We start from the raw sequence: 17,595 nt of genomic DNA on the forward strand, positions 1-17,595 counted from the left end.
GCGCCGAAGGTCATCCTTTGTTCGGCAGGGAGAACGCTGCGCGGCCGGCACCCGATTGCCTGATCGCTGGAGCGGAGTCGACAGGCGAGGAGCGCGAGAAACGCTTCCCGACCCGCGGTGCCACGGGAGCGGTGACGCTGAACGTCGCGATGACGGACGTGCCGACATCCGGCGCGGAGTGGATGTCGAGGGTCCCGCCGGCTTGCCGGATGGTGTCGCCGAGGATCCTCAGACCGAAGTGGCCTTCCGGACGGGGCTCGTTCGGGTCGAAGCCGACGCCGTCATCCGACACCGTGATCTGGGTCTGTCGACTGGTCTGCCGGATCCGGATATCCACCGAGCGCGCGGAGGAATGCTTGGTGGCATTGACCAAGGCCTCGCGCGCCGCACGGTAGACAAGGACCGTGTGGTCCCGGTCCAGCACCAGCTTGTCCGGGATGTCGACCGTGAAGGCGATCCCGCGCTCCACCAGGGGTGCCTCCAGCCTCATGAGGGAAGCCTCCAGTCCGAGCTCGTCGAGGTCGGGGGGATAGAGTTCGCTGGTCATGGCGCGCAGGATACGGACGTCGTTCTGCAGCATGATCCGGGCGTTCGTGAAGACGGGGCCCAGCGACGCCGGGCCGCGGCGTTCTTCCGATTCCATGGCGTATGCCAGCCCGGACAGGTCCTGGATGACCTCGTCGTGGAGTTCGCCCGCGATGTGCCGGCGCTCCTGGTCCGACGCTTCGATCGCGTTACGCAACAACGCGGTGCGCGTCGCCTGATGGTCCTGGATCCTGCGTGCCAGGCGGACTGCCGGAATCAGCTGCGCCACCTGCAGGACCGCCAGTGACAGCAAAGTCGGTGGGATCATGCCCATGAGGACCGCTTGCTGTTCGCGGCGCACTCCCTCCCCCGACGAGTAGGTTTCGAAGATCATGGGAGCGCCGGTCTGGGACGTGGAGAGGACGTAGACCTCCACCAGTTCGCCCGAGCCGGCCTCGTACTCGTTCTCTTCCGCGGTCTGGGATTCGAGGGTAGCCGTCGCCGGCCCACCTGCCAGGAGCAGGCGGGCCCATTCCTCCTGCTCGAATTCTCGCCCGATGAGTGACTTCACATCCGAATAGACCACCCGACCGTGCTCGTCCCACACCTTGATCCTCGTCACGTGGCCGTTGGCCAGCCACGGGGCCAGCCTCTGATCGAGTGACTCCAGTGCGGCGGGATCCTGCGCAAGGAGTTGGTTCGTGATCAACGGTCCGACCACGTTGTTGGCCATACGCTGGGTCATGTCCCGCGCATTGGCCAGGGCGTGCCGTTCCGCTTCTGCTCGGATCCAGAAAGCAACGGGGGTGGCCACCAGCACGAGGGCCAGGAAGCCGACCGTGAGAAAGCGTGCGATGGCTGCACGGACTTCACGTCGTTCGGTGACTTCCGAGGCAGCGGTGAGGGAATGATTTGCTTCTCCTGTGTGAAGTCCGTCCATGCCTATTTCTCCGCAGCATCGGGCGCGGACCCGGTAGTGTTGCCGAGTCTTGCCACCAGTGACGGGTGCACGATCATATTTCCCGGGCGGGCGTGCCGGAGGGTGTCCAGCATGACTCCCAAGGCGCCGTCTTTCGGGAGGAACCCGCAGATCCCCATGCGAGCGGCTTCCCGCAGCGCTTCCTGGGACGGATTGCCGGTCAGCATGACGATCCGGGCTTCCGGTGCTGCGGCAAGAATCCGCTCGGCGGCATTGAGTCCGGACCCGCCGGCAAGATACAGGTCCATGACGACGACGTCGGGCCGCGATTCCTCGAACATCGTCGCGGCCGACTCCACCGATGTCGCAGCTCCGACGCTCGTGAAGTCGGGTTCCCGGTCCAGTGCGCCGGCCAGCAGGTCCGAGAACGTGATGTGATCGTCGACGATCAGGACCCGCAGACGTTCCGTCACCGTCGCCGTCGCCGTCTCTGTCTCGGGCAGCGGTGGCGCGGTGGTGTGACTCTGGGTCATCACCGGCATCGGTGCTCGGGACGTTGTCGGACCGTTCGTCGTCCCCGTGATCGTCAGTAGCCTGGCGTGGGCCTCCTTGAGGACCTCGCTCGGCGCGCAGCCCAGTTCCTCGTCCATGACCCTGCGGCAGCGGTCGAAGACCCTCAGCGCTTCTGTGTTCTCACCGTGCTGCTCGAGTCCCAGGACAAGAGTGGTCCACGCTCTCTCATTCAGAGGATCCTCCCGGACCGCCTCGCTGGCCCAGGCGATCGCCCTACCTATTTCTCCCGTGATGAGCGCGGTTTCCGCCGCCATGACACGCGTATGACCGACCCGCTGTGCATGCAGGGCCCGCTCCTCTTCGGCCCAGGCCGGCAGCAGTTCGTCGCCGAGCAGCGGGGCAGAAGCGAGCTCGAGTGCTTCGGTCAGCAGTGCCAGTGCGGCGGGTGGTGCTGCCATGCTGGCCCGCCTGGTGAGATTTTCGAAGCGGTTCAGATCGAGATGCACGAGCGACGGCTCGATGACGTAACCGCCCGTGACCGTGCGCAGGGGACCCGTCCGACCGGCTCCCGGCTGCAGTCTCCGTCGCAGGACGCTGACATAGCTTTCAAGGGTCGGAAGTGCGACGGCGGGAGGGTTGCCGTTCCACAGGAGATCGATGATTCTGGTCTTGGATACTGCCAGACCGAAGCTGAGGAGCAGGATTTCGAGCACCTGGCGGGGTTTGGGCCCACCCAGGTCGTTGGCGGAGAGGGTCGTATCGCCGAGCCGGATCGACAGCGGACCCAGAACCGAAATGTGCAGTGGCGGCGATGCGCGGAACGCTTCGGAAGAATCAGGCAGATTAGTTGCTTTCTTAACCAATTCCAAAACAATCACAATGTCTAGTCCGAAGTAATTTCCTACCGTGCATTGCAATATTAAAAGTGGCCGCATAACGCCTGCACACGAGTAATCGATACCTAGTTCTTGCGGAGCCGGTACTCGGTAGTTTGCTTGGCGGCTGCGACATCCCTGTGACCGCGTCCGCCGGTCCCGGGCACGCCGAAAGGCGGGCTCCGAGGAGGAGCCCGCCTTCCGGAGGGGACGGTGGTGCTAGCTGCCCAGCGTGAACGGAGCGCTGACTCCCAACTCCTTGCCGCTGCCGTCGAACAGCTTGGCGACGATCGGGCCGGGGTTGGCGGTGCCGGTCAGAGCGGTGCTGCGGAACCGGCCGTCGAAGGTGGAACCGGTGGCGGGAGCCACCGCGGCGACCAGTGCGGCCGGGCCGGCGTACTGGGTGCTGTAGGAGCCGTCAGCCGACTTGCGGTAGAACCGGACGACGCTGGAAGTGAGGGCCGGCTGGTCGGTCGTGCCCTGGATCCGGGTGTCGGCGTTCCTCCACCGGCCGCTGGTGATGGTCACCTTGGCCGAAGCCACCGGAGTCGTCGCCGTCGCGGCACCCGACGGGTCGCTCGACGAGGTGCCGTAGAGCGCCCTGACGGTGAACGAGTGCTTCGTGTCCGGCGCGAGCCCCGTGACGACCTGGTTGGTGTCGGTGGTGGCCGCGGGCTGCGTGGGCAGCACGGTCGTCGTGCCGTCGGCGCTCACGGTCGAGGCCTCGACCTGGTAACCGGTGACCGCGGTGCTGCTACCGGAGGGGGCGACCCACTTGAGCGACACCTGCCCGACGCCCGCGGTGGCGGCGAGACTCGTCGGGGCATTGAACACCTGAGCGCTCACAGGCTTGTAGAAGCCGATGGCCTGCTTGGAGATGTTGCCGGCGCGGTCGATGGCCACGGCGTGGATCTCGGTCAGCGCGGTGATGGCGATCGGGGACCTGTAGAGCTGGGCGGTGTCGCCGGGCAGGTCGCCCAGGACAGCCTCGCTGCCGTCGGTGGTGAAGTACACGTCGGCCGCGCTCTCGGAGCCGAGGGTGACGCTGGCGGCCTCGACGGCGGTCTCGGCCGTGTTGCCCGACGCTGCCGGGTTGATGGTCAGGTTGGGCGCGGTCTGGTCCGCAGGGAGCTCGCCGGTGCCCGTGGTGGGAGCCTGCTCGAAGGGGTCACCCATTTTCGCACCGGCCATGGAGCGGACCTCGACGTCGTAGCTCGCCACCGACGGGTCGACCGTCAGTGTCGCACCGGTGGCGGAGGCACCCACCCGGGCGCCGACGAGCGTGCCGTCGGCCTTGAGGGCCTCGACGTTGTAGTTCGTGACGGCGGGCGTACCCGCGATGGCGTCGGCCGGCGTCCATTTGACGGCGAGCTTGGTCCTGTCCGCCGAGCGGGTCACGCTGTAGCTGGACTTCGGTGGGGCCACGTCACCAGGGCCGGCCGGGCAGCCGCCCATGCCGGGGCCGCCGAGCTCGCCGAACTCGGAGATGGTCAGGCCCTGGCGGTTGGCGTCGCCGTCCTCGACCTGCCAGGACATGAACCGCTCGACCTGCGTCGCGGCGGCGATCTGTGCCGCTTTGAGCTCGGTGAATTCGAAGGTTGCGGTGAACTTGCCGTCAGCCATCTCCAGGTTGGAGGAGTAGCCACCCTTGGGGGCGGGCGTCAGGCCCCCGGTGACGGCTCGCACGTCGCGGCGGCCGACCTCAGCAGTGAGGTCGGGGTTCACGATCCGGACCTCGGCCTGGCCGGCGATGACGTCGGAGCCGTACGTGCCCTCGACCGTCACAGTGTTGCCGCTGAGTGCTGCGTGGGTGGTGGCGGTGCCGGTGCTGGTGGTGGTGTCGCCGCTGGCGCCATCGGCGAAGTTGATCGAGACCTTGTCGCCCTTCTGGATATCCGGCGTGACGTTGAGGCCGGTGCCGGCACCCCAGCAGACCCCGCCCGGGTGGTTGATCTCGAAGGCGACGTCGCCCTCGGCCACGGTTCCCACCGCGGAGCCGACAACCTGGGTGCCGCGGGTCACGGTGACCGTGGCTGTCTCGCCGATGTGGTCCTGGTAGCCCTCGATGGTGACGAAGTCGCGGTCCGGAAAGACCACGACGTTGTCCGGGAAGGCCGGGACGGCCGCGTTGGCGGCCGGGACGGCCAGGAGGGTAGCGCCCATGACGGCGGAGACTGTCGCGACAATCGCGGTCCGTCCATAACTCCGGCCGCGGGACTTCGGCTGTCCCGTTTCCTGTATCGCAGCTTTCATGATGACCTCACAGATCGTCGTTGCGTGAGTAAGGGGTTCACTCGTGATCACAAATTAGGATGCCCACCTTGTGGAAATGCTGGTCATGGGTCCGTCTGTCATCGTGAGGAGGCCGGAAGACAGCATCACCGGCCCCTTGTGATGAGCGGTGTGGTGACGGTTCCTAGGAGTTCCTAGGGTTTCCCTAGAAGTTGGTTGGAGACTCGCTGGCATGTCATCGACAGCTTCGCCCAGCCCCACGCCAGTTCGGAGTTTCTCGGGATCGTCATGGGCGACGTCACCGTCGGGTTCCGCTTCGCCGCCGGATTCCTCGGGTTCGCCCGGCTTCGGCCCATGGCGGGGGCGCATCAGGTTTCTCGTCCCGGTCATTTTGCTGGTCCTCGTAGGAACTGTGCTTGCCAGCGTCCTGATGGCCGCTCCTCGGACGCCTCCTGCCCTGTTGGGCGCTTCGGCCAGTGTCGATGGTGGTCTAGCGCGTATTCAGGGGGTGATACCGATCGAGGTCGACGGATGGAGGCCCCCTACACCGTCGGCTGCGCTTTCTGATCCCGCCGATGAAGGAGCCCACCGTGTTCGGATACTGCTGGAACTGACCGCGATGGAGGCGGACGGCCTGTCCTTCGACCCGTCGGGGTACGGCGTTTCGGCTCTGGGGAATGAATCGTGGGAACCGGTCTGGTTCTCTCCTGCTCCTGCGAGGGCCCGCCAGGGGCAGACGGTCGACGTGGTCCTCGTGTTCGAACTCCCGGATCAGGCCATCGATCTGACCCTGGAATTGTCCGGAGGACCTGGGCTGTCCCTCGGCGAGGGACACCACCGAGGGTGACAGGCACGGGCGTCCCCCGGGTGCGAGGTCTCGGGGTCGGGGTGTTGTTTTCTTGGGGTTAGCATGACTGTTTCTAGGGGTGGTCCTAGGACGAGCGGGGTCGGGTGCAGGGAATCTCCAACCTGGGTGCGAGATGGTCGGGGAACCAAATAAGGGAGACCCGCAATGTCAACTTCACGCCGTCAGGTTCTGCTTCTGGGGGGACTCGGAGTCCTCGGCGCAGGCGCTGCAGTGCTGCCGACGAGGTCGGTTGAAGCGAAGTCCGTGAGCCGGCTCAGGGATAGCGAGATGCCGCGGCCTTTCCGGACAGATTTCTACCAGGCCCCGTTCCTCCAGCCGACGTCCACCGGTGTCGATCCGGCCGACGGGGCGCCGGTGAACTACTACACCGTGACAGAACAGGCCGCCATGGCGAAGATCCTGCCGCGGCTGGAAACACCCATCCTGGGGTACAACGGATTGTTCCCGGGCCCGACGATCAGCTTGGACCAGGGCACGAAAGCCGTCCTGCGGGTTCGCAACAAGCTGCCCGCCACACATCCACTGGACGGGCATGCCCTGTCGACCTCCACCCACCTGCACGGGTCCGCGTCGCTGCCGCAGTACGACGGTTATGCCAGCGACATCACGAACCCGGGCTTCTTCAAGGACTACCGCTACCCGAACTTCCAGGGTGCCCGGACGCTGTGGTACCACGACCACGGCGTCCACTTCACGGCGCAGAACGCCTATTCCGGGCTGGCCGCCCAGTACCACATGCACGACCCCATCGAGCGTCAGCTCCTGCCGCAGGGTAACTTCGACGTCGCCCTGACCATCACGGATGCCATGTTCGCGGAGGACGGGTCTCTGGGCTACGACGACAACACCCACTCGGGCCTCTGGGGGGACGTGATCCTGGTCAACGGCAGGCCCTGGCCGGTCATGAAGGTGCAGAAGCGCGTGTACCGCTTCCGGATCCTGAACGCTTCCATCTCCCGCTCCCTGCGGCCGACGCTCAGCACCGGGGCGCCCTTGGTGGTGGTCGGTACTGACGGCGGTCTGATGCCGACAGCGCAGAGCGTGTCGAACTACCGACATGCCGGTGCGGAGCGGTACGAGGTCCTGATCGACTTCCGGAAGTACGCCACGGGGCAGCGGATCGAACTGCGGAACCTCTCGAACAAGAACAACGTGGACTACGACTTCACCAACAAGATCATGGCGTTCGATGTGGTGGGCGATGCGGTGGATACCTCGGACCCGACGTGGAACCGGATCCCTACGACCCTGGTCGGCAGCGAGGCGATGTCTCTGACGACCGCGCAGTCCGTGAGGACCCGCAGGTTCCGGGTGAAGCGTAACGACGCCACTAATCTGTGGACGATCAATGACGACAGTTGGCAGGACGTCATCGCCAGCGGATACAAGAAGGTCGTCGCCGATCCGGCCCTGAACTCCGTGGAGATCTGGGAGATCGAGAACAGTTCGGGCGGCTGGTTCCACCCCCTGCACATCCACCTCGTCGACTTCCGGGTCCTCAGCCGCAACGGGAGTGGTCCCTTCCCTTACGAGCGCGGACCGAAGGACGTGGTGTACGTGGGCGAAGGGGAAACCGTGAGGCTCCTGATGAAGTTCACTCCGCATCCGGGCCTCTACATGATGCACTGCCACAACCTCCCGCACGAGGACCATGACATGATGGCCCAGTTCCGGGTGGGTCTGAAGGAAACCGACTACGACCACAACGATCCCATGACAGCAGCACGACCAGAATGGGATGACGACGACGAGGGGTGAGACGAGGGGTGAGTAGCCCGCAAACACCACGCGGTGGCTGGTCGGGGTGCCCGCGCCCGGAACAGCCACCGCAAGGATCGAAGGCGTTCGACCCTTGCCGACCACAGCCAGATGTAGGGTCGAAGCCAGAGTCGACGCCAGAGTCCACGTCATGGTCGGGGCCAAGGGCGACCCGACGGTATCGGTCCGTTCTGCTCGCGGTAGCCGTGGTGCCGGCCGTGGTTGTCCTCGCTCTTCGGGCGTGGGTGGTGGAGCCTTTCATGGTCTCGTCCGACAGCATGGAACCGACCATCCGAACGGGTTCCGTCGTGCTTCTCTACAAGCCCGGGGCGGGCGCGAACCCGGTCCGCAACGGTTCCGTGGTCGCTTTCACCAACCCCGTGGATGGGCATACGGCGATCAAGCGGGTCGTCGCAGGACAGGGCCAGAGCGTCGCCATCCGTGATGCGGAACTGTACGTCGACGACGTCGTCGTACCGGAGCCGTTCATCGACCACAGCCGCATCGATGCGACCTACTTCGGACCCGTCGAGGTGCCCGCCGGAAACGTCTTCGTGCTGGGGGACAATCGGGGCGTGTCGATCGATTCCAGGGACTTCGGAGCCGTACCCCTGACAGCGATCCAAGGCACCCTGCTCACGGGCCAGAAGTAGGTCCCACAGTAGAGCGGACACCCGAGATCCCTGGCATGGTTATCGCTGGCGACCATGAAGACTACCGGCGCTCGCGGAGGCGCTGACGTTCACTCGAACAGGCCGCGTCGCAACACGAGGCTTTCGGGGCTGTTGCGGTGCCCGCAGTGATCCGATCGGATGGAGAAGGCAGTGCTTCTGCGCCTACCTTGTAGGAATCTTGGAGCTCGAGCCCGCCTCAGCCGTCCGCCTGTGCGCATGGCCGGGGAATGAATACCCGAAACCTGCTGCACTCGGGGTCATCAGTGTCATCAGTGCATCAGCGAGTTGTCAGGTGCTGGCGCACGCTGTCGTTGCTGGCCGCGTTGATGAACACAGCCAGCGTCCTCGCTTCGGTCGGGGTCAGGAAGACCTCAAAGGGTTTGATCTGACCCGCCACTTGGACGGTGAGCGTGAAGCCGTCAACACCTACGCTCGGGCGGGCAGACCAACTCTCCAGGACCGGCGTGATGTCCTGGCCCAGAAGGACCGAGTGTCCTTCGATGCACCACGGCGAACCGGCATCGATCAACGCCTTATGGTCATCGCAGACATAGGCCTCCCGATAACCCCCGTGTAGGCCCTGACTACCCACCACGAAGGTGGCACCGGGATTTGTGCACCGAAGCACCGGGCAAGAAAGCATGTCATCGACGGTACGCAGCCGATATTGGGAAAACCCTGCATGCCCGGCGAAAGGGGAGGCAGGTACGAGCGGGAATCTCCCCGTCCATCCCGAACACGGTGACTACGGCGAGGTGCCTGTCAGGGCGCGTCAGGATCGGGAGGTCAGTGCAGGGCAGTAGCACCGACTTCGGGCCAGCGGGGGAGTGTCGTGTTTTCAGTGGAGGGAGTTTCCGAAGGTTTATCCAAGAGTTGAGATGCAGTCTTCTCCCCAGGGGGTGGCAGTACGTCTGTCCCGCCGGGCCCGGCCCCCTGCCGGGACAATCAGGAGGATCGAAACCATGGGCAAGAAACTTTCCACTTCATTGGCCGGGGCCGCACTGACCCTGCTGGCGCTGACAGGGTGCTCAGGGTCCGGGCAGGAGGCCGCCGAGACCGTAGCGGCTGAGGCTACCGAGGCGACGGCGGAGACAACGGAGGCAGCCGAACCCACACCGGCAGCCGAGACGAGCGAGGCGGCCACTGGGGAGGCCACACCGGAGGCCAGTGCGCCCGCGGCGGCCAGTCCGACCACGCTGGGTGTTGCGACGAGTGATTTGGGTGAGATCGTGGTCGATGCCGAGGGCATGACCGTGTACTACTTCACCAAGGACGTTGCCGATTCGGGGGTCAGTGCCTGTAAGGATGATTGCCTGGTCGCCTGGCCGCCGGTAATCAGCGGAACCGAGACCCCGGAGGTGGAAGGTGTCACCGGTGAGGTTGGCACCATCGAAACCACCGAGGGTGGATTGCAGATGACCATCAACGGAATGCCGATTTACTACTTCAATAAGGACCTGGCCGCCGGTGACGTCAACGGACAAGCCGTCGGGGACGTCTGGTACGTGGTGGCTCCCGACGGGACGATGATCCAGTAAGTCCTGACAGCTCACACCGTCGCTCTCCAACTCATCGATGCGGGAAGAATCACCATGAAGATACGCTACGGAAGATCAGCTCTGATGGTCGCCGCGCTCATCGCCGGCGCCACCGCCTGTGGCTCCGATACCGGGCCCACCACGTCGGGGGCGACCAGTGCGGCCAGTGAGACCGCCGCACCTGCATCACCGGAGGACACCGCCGGCGCCGGGACCTCGACGGAAGCTGCGCCGGCGGAAGAAGCGACGATCACCATCGCGGACTTCGAATATGTGATGCCCGAGGCCATCGCACCCGGCGCCACCGTGACGGTGATCAACGAGGACGATGCTCCGCATACGGTTACGGCCAAGGACGAGGGCGGGTTCGACGTCGACGTGTCCGGCGGTGAAACAGTCACTTTCACGGCACCGGATGAAGCGGGCGAATACGCCGTCATCTGCACCTACCACCCCGCGATGTCCGGCACCCTGGTCGTCGGATGAGCACGCCAGGAGCCGCTGCCGGCAACAGGAAAGCTGAATCCACGCCGGGGCAGGGTCCCGACGCTGGGGGAGAGGGGCGCAATCAACTGCTGATGATCGCCCTGCGGGTCCTGGTGGGGGGTGGTTTGATCGTCAGTGCGGTCATCCACTTCCAGCTTGCCCCAGGGTTCCAGCAGGCCGCACCGGGTGGAATCGGCGGGGGTAATCTCTTCCGGATCCAGGCGGTCGTCGCGATCCTCGCAGCGGCGTATGTCCTCATCAGAGGCAGCCGAGCCGCCTACGCGCTCGCCGCCGTCGTGGCGTTGTCTGCTCTGGCCGCGGTGGTTCTGTACCGATATGTGCAGGTCCCGGCGATCGGGCCCATTCCGTCCATGTATGAACCCGTCTGGTACGCGAAGAAGACCCTGACGGCCGTGGCAGAAGCCATTGCCGGGACCCTTGCCGTCGTCGGATACGTCCTCCTGCACCGGAGCCGGAGCACCAGGTAAGCCGCTACAGGGCGGTGTTCGGCTCAGGACCCACAGCACGCCGCTGACACAGGAATTCGTATCCGCCGATCAGTGGAGGAACTGAAGGCATTCCCCGGGTTACTTGACTAATTCCCCGGCCGACGACGTCGTCGACTGGTCGAAGGGGAAAAGGGCCTTCTGCAGTGCCTTCGCCTGGGCCCTCCAGAATGTCCGCGAGACACCCTTGTTCTTAAAGAGGGTGTCAAAACCATGGAACGCGCCCTGAACGATGAACAGCTCGCAGGCCACTCCTGCCTCTTCGAGTCGGGCGGCGTAGGTCCGGTCTTCGTCGAAGAAGAGATCGAGGGTACCGACTCCGATCCACGCCGAGGGGAGCCCTGCGAAGTTTTCTCGTCGGGCGGGAGCGGCATACGGCGAGACGTTGTCGCTCCCCGGTTCCTGGCCCAGGTAGGACGTCCAGCCGTACCGGTTGCTGCCAGGGGTCCATACCCGCACGTTGGTCGTGTCGAGGTCGGTTCGTATGACGGTGCGGTCATCGATCATCGGATAGACCAGGAGCTGGAACACGGGGGTTACCTCCCCGCGATCGAGGGCCAGCAGGGCAAGGCCCGCGGCCAGGCCTCCGCCTGCACTCTGCCCGCCGACGGCTATGCGGGAAGGGTCTATTCCACGTTCAGCTGCGTTGTCGTTGAGCCAGACAAGTGCGGCGTAGGCGTCCTCGACTGCGGCGGACGCGGTGTGTCGGGGTGAGAGACGGTACTCGACGGAGGCCACGCTGATACCGAGGGTGCGGGCGAACGCGAAGTTGGTGGCGTCATCCTGGGAGTTGTTGCCGAGGATCATGCCACCGCCATGCAGCCACAGCAGTGCCGGAGCCGCTCCCTTCAAAGTCTTCGGGCGGATGAGTCGCACCCGGACGTTCTGGGCACCGCGTCCGGCAGGTATCTCGATGTCGTCGATGTCGAGGTCCTCGGGGGCTTCCGTAGCCCTACCTCGCGGGATGTTCGCTAATCTCGCCAGTCGCGGTCCGAAGGAAGCCTTGGGGATCCATTTGCCTACCGCCAGTTCAGGATGAAATACATTCATCGAGGGGGCCCTTTGTTTCTGGTCGATCGACCGGTTGACTGGAAAAAGACGATACCTCGGCGCCGGAGTTACTGTCCTTATAGAGCTCCGAGCGGCTGACGGCCGCGCTCCAGTCCGCCCTGACAGGTGCGAAAGCTGGGCGCACCGGATGAACCAACGTTCTCCGACATGCTCGACGACACCCAGGATCCGTCGCCATGGCGGCTCCGGGTACTGGCTAACCCACGCGAGACCACCATATGAGGGCATATACGTCAGTAGTTGGCCCGTATACCGGCGAGCTGCTCGGATACCTCCCAGGTGCGACGGGCCTGGCCCATATCGCGAAGGGGTGTCCAGAACTCTTGGAGAGCCGGCGGCCCACCGACGGTGCGCTTGGGTCCGAAGAACTGATCCCCTCCGTATTCGACGTCGGTTGCTGCCATAAGGGCGGGCAAGGCCGCGCTTTCCGGGGTGCCGGCGAAACCGATCTGCGAGAGGAAGCCGATGAGGCGGCGCTCCGGAGGCATTCGGTCGCGACCCATGGCGGGTTGTGCTGCTAGAAGGTTCGTGGGTGAGATGCCGGGGTGTGAGAGGTTGCTGCTGATTCCCCACCCGTTCGCGCGGCTCCTGGCCTCGAGTTCACGGGCGAACAGGCCGACTGCGATCTTCGAGCCGGAGTACGCCTTCATGACGTCGTAGCTCTGCTCGGAGTTCAGATCATCCCAGTTTATCGCTCCTTTCCGGGCGGCCACGCTGGTCTGGTGGGTGACACGGGCCCGGCCTTCCCGCAGAAGCGGCAGCATGCCAAGGGTGAGGGCGAAGTGGGCGAGATGGTTCGTACCCCACTGCAGTTCGAAGCCGTCGCGGGTTTCCTGCCGTGCGGGTGGGCGCATGACGCCGGCATTGTTGATCAGGATGTTGACCGGACGTCCCTCGGTGGCGAGGGTGGTGACGAGCTCTGCCACGGATTGCAGCGAGGACAGGCCCAGGGGGCGGGTGCTGACCGTGACTCTGCCGACGGCGGTGCGAATACGCTGCGCTGCCGCGTCTCCTTTGGCTTGGTTGCGGACGGGCATGATGACCTCCGCGCCGGCGCCGGCCAGCCGTGTCGCGATGACGGTGCCGATGCCATCGCTCGCTCCGGTGACGACGGCGAGTTTCCCGGTCAGGTCGGGGATGGCGAGCTCATACGTGCGCGTCATGAGAGGATCCTTTTTCGTGGGGGTAGGGGCGACCGGGATCGGCGCCTGGCTCAATGGTTCACGAGTTCCTTCGGCGTATCCAGGACCTGTCGATCCACGGCTAGCGAGACAGTGGTCACCGAGTTGGCGGGGCTAGGAGTTGATGGTCTGCACACCGATGACAGACAGCAGTTGCAGTTTTTCGTGGCTGTCGCTGCCGGGAACGGCTGTGTAGACGAGGAGGCGGTGGGACTGATCCGGGTCGAGCAGGGTCTGGCAGTTCAGATCCAGCCGGCCGACGGTCGGGTGAAGGAAGCGTTTGACCTCCGGTGGTTGCACGCCGATTTCCTGCATGTCCCAGACTTTGCGGAAGTCAGCGTTTTCCTGCAGGAGCGCGGCGAGCTCGGCTGCCCGCGAGCCTGGTCCGCGCAAAACGCAGAGTTGACGCAGACCAGATGCGTAGAGGCGGGACAGCCGCTCGCGTTCCTCGGGTGGGTATGCTTCCTTCGCTGACGGGTCGGTGAACCACCGGTAACCGATACTCCGACCGGGACCGGTACGCTGTGAGGCGTCCCCGAAGAGAGCCAGGCCGAGCGGTGTTTGCCGGAGGGTGTCCCCGACCTCTGAGACGATTTCCGCAGGAGTATCCGTGAGGCGATCGAGGATCCGCAGCATTCCCGGGCTCACGAACTCACTGGCCGTTCCGCGCTGAGGTGGGGTGTGCCCGGCGAGGCGGAAAAGATGATCGCGCTCTCCGAGCGTCAGGTGTAGACCCTGGGCGATGGAGGCGACCATCTGCTCCGAGGGGTGTGGGCCTGTGCCCCGTTCGAGTCGGGCGTAGTAGTCGCTGGACATGTGGCAGAGTCCGGCCACTTCCTCTCTACGCAAGCCGCCGGTCCGCCGCCGCTGACCCCGCATCAGCCCTACGTCCTCGGGCTGGAGGGACTCGCGGCGATGTCGGAGAAATGAGCCCAGACCTTCGCGATCGATCATGCCGTGCCTCCTTGATGGGTGGACCTCCTGTTTATCGTGTATGCCTTCGGCTATCCACGGCTTCTCAGCCCACCCCTGAGTGGGATCCCCGGGTTCCGGGGTGAGTCAGGAAGGCCCTGCGGCCCGCTGGGGGCGGGCAGTGACCATGAGGGTGACGATGAGGGCGGCTGCGGCGAGAATGATTGCTCCGCTGCTCAGGGCGCTGGTGTAGCCGTCGACGATGGCCTGGCTGGCCATTGCCGCAGCCTGGGTATCGCCGGCTGAGCGGGCTTCGTGAAGGATGGCGAGGGCATTCGGGAACCGGCTTTCTGTGGTGGTGACGCTGATGGTGGACAGGGCTGCGATGCCGAGGGCGACGCCGATCTGCTGGGCGGCGTTGAGCAGTGCCGAGGCGATGCCGGAGTCTTCGGGTCGGACGCCGGTAACGGCGGTGAGGGTCAGTGGCACGAAGCTCAATCCGAAGCCGACGGCGACGGCGAAGATCCCGATCATGAGGTGCTGTACGTACCCGGACTCAGGGGTGATGGTCGACAGCCACAGGATGGCGGCCGTGGAGATGAGAATCCCGGCGACTGCCACGAGCCGGGGAGCGAACCTGGCGACGAGTTTCGAGGCGATGCCGGCAGAGAGGATGATGCCGGCTCCGAAAGGCAGCCAGGCCAGTCCGGTGCGGACTGGGTCGTACTCGAGGATGTGCTGCATGTAGAGGGTCAGCAGGTAGAAGGTGCCCATGGGTCCGAAGCTGATGAACAGCATGCCGAGATATGAGCCGGTGCGGTTGTGGTCCCTGAAGAGGCGCAGCGGAAGCATCGGGTCCGTGCTGTGGGATTCGATGATGACGAACGCGGGGAGCAGGACGGCGGCGAGGCCTAGAGCGATGAGTGTCATCGAAGCGTTCCAGCCCTGCTCACCTCCGTGAATGATGGCGAAGACCAGGGCCGCGATCCCGCCGGTGCCGGTGATGGCTCCGGGCAGATCGAGTCGGGCGCTGTGCCGGGGTGCGTCGATGAGGATGCGGGTCCCGGCGAGCAGGGCGAGTCCGATGGGGAGGTTGATGAAGAACACCGACCGCCAGCCGAGCGTCCCTGTCAGCACTCCGCCCAGCAGCAGCCCTAGGGTTACGCCGAGGCCCGACATGGCCCCGTACAGGGCAAGTGCCTTGTTCCGTGCCTCGCCGGCAGGGAAGGTCGTGGTAATCAGGGCGAGTGCGTTCGGCGCGGTCAGTGCGGCGCCGAGTCCCTGGAGGGCGCGGGCTGCCACGAGCACCGGGCCGGCCGGAGCGATTCCCGCGACAAGAGAAGCGAGGGTGAACAAACCGATGCCGATCTGCAGGATGCGCCGTCGGCCGAAGAGGTCACCGACCCTTCCACCGAAGAGAAGGAGGCCGCCGAACGCCAGGATGTAGGCGTTGATCACCCAGGGCAGGCTCGCGGGAGTGATTCCCAGCTCGACCTGGATCGATGGCAGGGCGATGTTCGCGATCGAGTCATCAAGTACCAGCATCAACTGGGCGCCGGCCACAACGAGCAACGCCAGACCAAGACGCCGACTCTTCGCAGCGGTAGGCCTGCGTGCAGGTCGGGAGCTGAGTAACTTCATGGGCATTGGAACTCCTCGAGGATTGGATCGTCCATCTACATACCCCTTGGGGGTATATGCCAACTGTTATACCCCTAGGGGGTATTGGTCGCAAATCGGGGAAGCGCGACGTGAGGGCAGTGGGTGGTTCGACGCGCCGACCGGAGGAGAAGTAGATGGGCGCGAACATGCATACAAGCCACGATCATCACGGTGGGCCGTGGGTGACGTCGTGGTCCACAGTGGGGGAGTAGCCAAGAGCCTCGATGACAATGGCCACGGGTCTGAGTTCGGTGAAGTGTCATTTCTCCGGAAGACGCAAGTTCTTGCAGCTGCTTCTGCCCCGTACCGTGAACGCCGACAACCGTCGGGTTTGTCGTACTGACAGATCCGTCGACCTCAGGTCTCGGTGTTCACGTCACGGTCCGTGCACAGTCGAGGATGGTTCGGAACCTGGAACTGAGCGCGGAGTGGTTTGTCACCCGGGAATTCAGTCTTCCTGCTGTCGAAGGATGAAGCCGGACATACCTGGGACGGTGAAGGCGACCTGTCCGTACTCGGGGGAGTAGATGATGCCCTTGTTGATCAGCTGAGCTCGAGCGGGGCCTAGGGCGGTCACTTTGACGCCGAGTCGCTCGGCAATCTGGCTGGTACTGGATCCGGCGTCACCATCATGAGCCATCGCTCTGAGATAGCAGCGTTCCTTGCGTGTTGCGCGTCCCCAGCGGGAGGAGAAGAACCCTGCGTCGAGTTGGCTCCGACCGATCGACACTGCCACCTCGGCGTCTTCCTCGGTGAAGGGCGTGCTCGGAGCTGCATCCCAGATCGCCTTGCCGAACTCCTGGATGAAGTAGGGATATCGCCCGGAGGCATCAAGCAGGACGTCGAGAGCGTGCTGGGAATATTCCGCTCCCATCTCTTTCGCCGGCCGCGTCAGGGCGTACTCCGCATCGGTGTCAGCGAGGGGGCCGATGGTGCGGTAGGTGAAAAGCCTTTCGGCGTAGGTCCGGGCTTCACTGAGGGTGGTAGGGAGATTGGGTAGACCGGCGCCGACGATGTAGAACGGCCAGCCTCGTTGACCTGCTGCATGCTGGACGGTGATGAGCGCGGAGAGCAGTTCCTGGTCGAGGTCTTGCATCTCGTCGATGAAGATCGCGAAAGCACTCTTGTCGGTCTTGAGGGCGAGTGAAACGTCCTCGACGAGCTCCTCGAGGTCGATATCGATGGTGCCGGAGTTGGCCCGGTTGGCGCTCACGCTGATATCGGCTTTGATCCCGGGCACGCCCAGGGCGAGGTTGAAGGATTGGATCGTCCCGAAAGCCTCCCGTAATCGGTCCTTGCCGGAGGGTCCGTTGTATCGGCGTGCCGCGGAGGTCAGTTCCCGTGCAAACTTCTCGCGAACCTCCGTGAAGCCCTGCGCTTCGGGCTTACCCTCGAGCCAGATGGTGAACCAGCCGTGGTTGTCCGCGTGGGACCGGAGGTAGTTGAGGAGTACTGTCTTGCCGACACCCCGGAGCCCCGACAGCACCATTCCACGGTTTGGCAGGTCCCGTTTTGTTCGCGCGACGATGAGGTCGAACGCGTCCATTTCCTGCTGCCGGCCTCCCATGACACGGGGCGGTAGCCCCGATCCGGGGTTATAGGGGTTCAGCTCCAGGTGCATGTACGAAAATCTACCTGCTTGTAAGGAAAGTTGTATAACTACCTAGAACTTTGTAGCACTGATGAGGCCGGCCAGGTGACAGTGGACGGCGACCAGTACGTTCCCATGGCCAGGAACAGTACGTTCGGCGCGGTGTGTGCACGGTGTCCGGACGGCGGCGCCGGCAAGTGTCGTGGTCATCGCATTCGGGACGGTGCGGGATGCTTCCTCGACTGAAGGGCCGGAGGTTCGACGAGCGTTGGCTACAAGGGGAA

At 64.6% G+C, this 17,595-nt stretch carries 15 protein-coding genes; 6 read left to right on the top strand and 9 right to left on the bottom strand.

The features are described from left to right. Positions 1–10 precede the first annotated feature (10 nt). The 3 genes from ACX80H_RS01675 to ACX80H_RS01685 all read right to left on the bottom strand — a co-directional run bounded on the left by ACX80H_RS01675 (position 11) and on the right by ACX80H_RS01685 (position 4,995). Complete coding sequence (locus ACX80H_RS01675; RefSeq protein ID WP_459310691.1) at positions 11–1,465, bottom strand: sensor histidine kinase; 1,455 nt, start codon at positions 1,463–1,465, stop codon at positions 11–13. A gap of 2 nt (positions 1,466–1,467) precedes the next feature. Continuing rightward, on the bottom strand, positions 1,468–2,892 hold the full coding sequence (locus ACX80H_RS01680) for a BTAD domain-containing putative transcriptional regulator (protein WP_459310692.1): 1,425 nt from the start codon (positions 2,890–2,892) through the stop codon (positions 1,468–1,470). A gap of 159 nt (positions 2,893–3,051) precedes the next feature. Then, positions 3,052–4,995 (bottom strand): fibronectin type III domain-containing protein, encoded by a 1,944-nt coding sequence (locus tag ACX80H_RS01685; protein ID WP_459310693.1) that lies wholly within the window; start codon positions 4,993–4,995, stop codon positions 3,052–3,054. Positions 4,996–5,683: 688 nt separating this feature from the next. Here ACX80H_RS01685 and ACX80H_RS01690 point away from each other — a divergent pair. The 3 genes from ACX80H_RS01690 (at position 5,684) to lepB (ending at position 8,343) form a co-directional block, all read left to right on the top strand. Beyond that, positions 5,684–5,911 (top strand): DUF4352 domain-containing protein, encoded by a 228-nt coding sequence (locus ACX80H_RS01690; RefSeq protein WP_459310694.1) that lies wholly within the window; start codon positions 5,684–5,686, stop codon positions 5,909–5,911. Positions 5,912–6,199: 288 nt separating this feature from the next. Continuing rightward, positions 6,200–7,690 (top strand): multicopper oxidase family protein, encoded by a 1,491-nt coding sequence (locus ACX80H_RS01695; protein WP_459310695.1) that lies wholly within the window; start codon positions 6,200–6,202, stop codon positions 7,688–7,690. A 209-nt stretch (positions 7,691–7,899) separates the two neighbouring features. Further along, positions 7,900–8,343, top strand: a complete 444-nt coding sequence (gene lepB, locus ACX80H_RS01700; protein WP_459310696.1) for a signal peptidase I — start codon at positions 7,900–7,902, stop codon at positions 8,341–8,343. Between the two features lie 298 nt (positions 8,344–8,641). Here lepB and ACX80H_RS01705 read toward each other — a convergent pair whose 3' ends face one another. Then, complete coding sequence (locus tag ACX80H_RS01705) at positions 8,642–8,959, bottom strand: hypothetical protein (RefSeq protein WP_459310697.1); 318 nt, start codon at positions 8,957–8,959, stop codon at positions 8,642–8,644. Positions 8,960–9,326: 367 nt separating this feature from the next. On the opposite strand from ACX80H_RS01705, the gene ACX80H_RS01710 reads away from it, so the two are divergent. The 3 genes from ACX80H_RS01710 to ACX80H_RS01720 are packed head-to-tail and all read left to right on the top strand — an operon-like array spanning position 9,327 to position 10,876. After that, positions 9,327–9,902: a COG4315 family predicted lipoprotein gene (locus tag ACX80H_RS01710; RefSeq protein WP_459310698.1), complete on the top strand. Its 576-nt coding sequence runs from the start codon at positions 9,327–9,329 to the stop codon at positions 9,900–9,902. Between the two features lie 54 nt (positions 9,903–9,956). Further along, a complete protein-coding gene (locus ACX80H_RS01715) occupies positions 9,957–10,388 on the top strand; it encodes a cupredoxin domain-containing protein (protein WP_459310699.1) in 432 nt (143 codons plus the stop codon). Then, complete coding sequence (locus ACX80H_RS01720) at positions 10,385–10,876, top strand: hypothetical protein (RefSeq protein ID WP_459310700.1); 492 nt, start codon at positions 10,385–10,387, stop codon at positions 10,874–10,876. Before ACX80H_RS01715 ends, ACX80H_RS01720 begins: the two co-directional genes overlap by 4 nt. Positions 10,877–10,975: 99 nt before the next feature. Here ACX80H_RS01720 and ACX80H_RS01725 read toward each other — a convergent pair whose 3' ends face one another. The 5 genes from ACX80H_RS01725 to ACX80H_RS01745 all read right to left on the bottom strand — a co-directional run bounded on the left by ACX80H_RS01725 (position 10,976) and on the right by ACX80H_RS01745 (position 17,341). Then, entirely contained in the window at positions 10,976–11,944 is a 969-nt protein-coding gene (locus tag ACX80H_RS01725; RefSeq protein ID WP_459310701.1) for an alpha/beta hydrolase, read from the bottom strand. A gap of 254 nt (positions 11,945–12,198) precedes the next feature. After that, positions 12,199–13,128 (bottom strand): SDR family oxidoreductase, encoded by a 930-nt coding sequence (locus ACX80H_RS01730; protein WP_459310702.1) that lies wholly within the window; start codon positions 13,126–13,128, stop codon positions 12,199–12,201. A gap of 132 nt (positions 13,129–13,260) precedes the next feature. Beyond that, the gene (locus ACX80H_RS01735) at positions 13,261–14,100 is read right to left on the bottom strand and encodes a helix-turn-helix transcriptional regulator (protein ID WP_459310703.1); all 840 of its coding nucleotides are present in this window, start codon (positions 14,098–14,100) and stop codon (positions 13,261–13,263) included. 105 nt (positions 14,101–14,205) lie between these two features. Further along, entirely contained in the window at positions 14,206–15,621 is a 1,416-nt protein-coding gene (locus ACX80H_RS01740; protein WP_459313342.1) for an MFS transporter, read from the bottom strand. A 547-nt stretch (positions 15,622–16,168) separates the two neighbouring features. Continuing rightward, entirely contained in the window at positions 16,169–17,341 is a 1,173-nt protein-coding gene (locus ACX80H_RS01745) for an ATP-binding protein (protein WP_459310704.1), read from the bottom strand. Positions 17,342–17,595: the final 254 nt, after the last annotated feature.

The sequence above is a fragment of the Arthrobacter pasteuri genome (assembly GCF_054510955.1).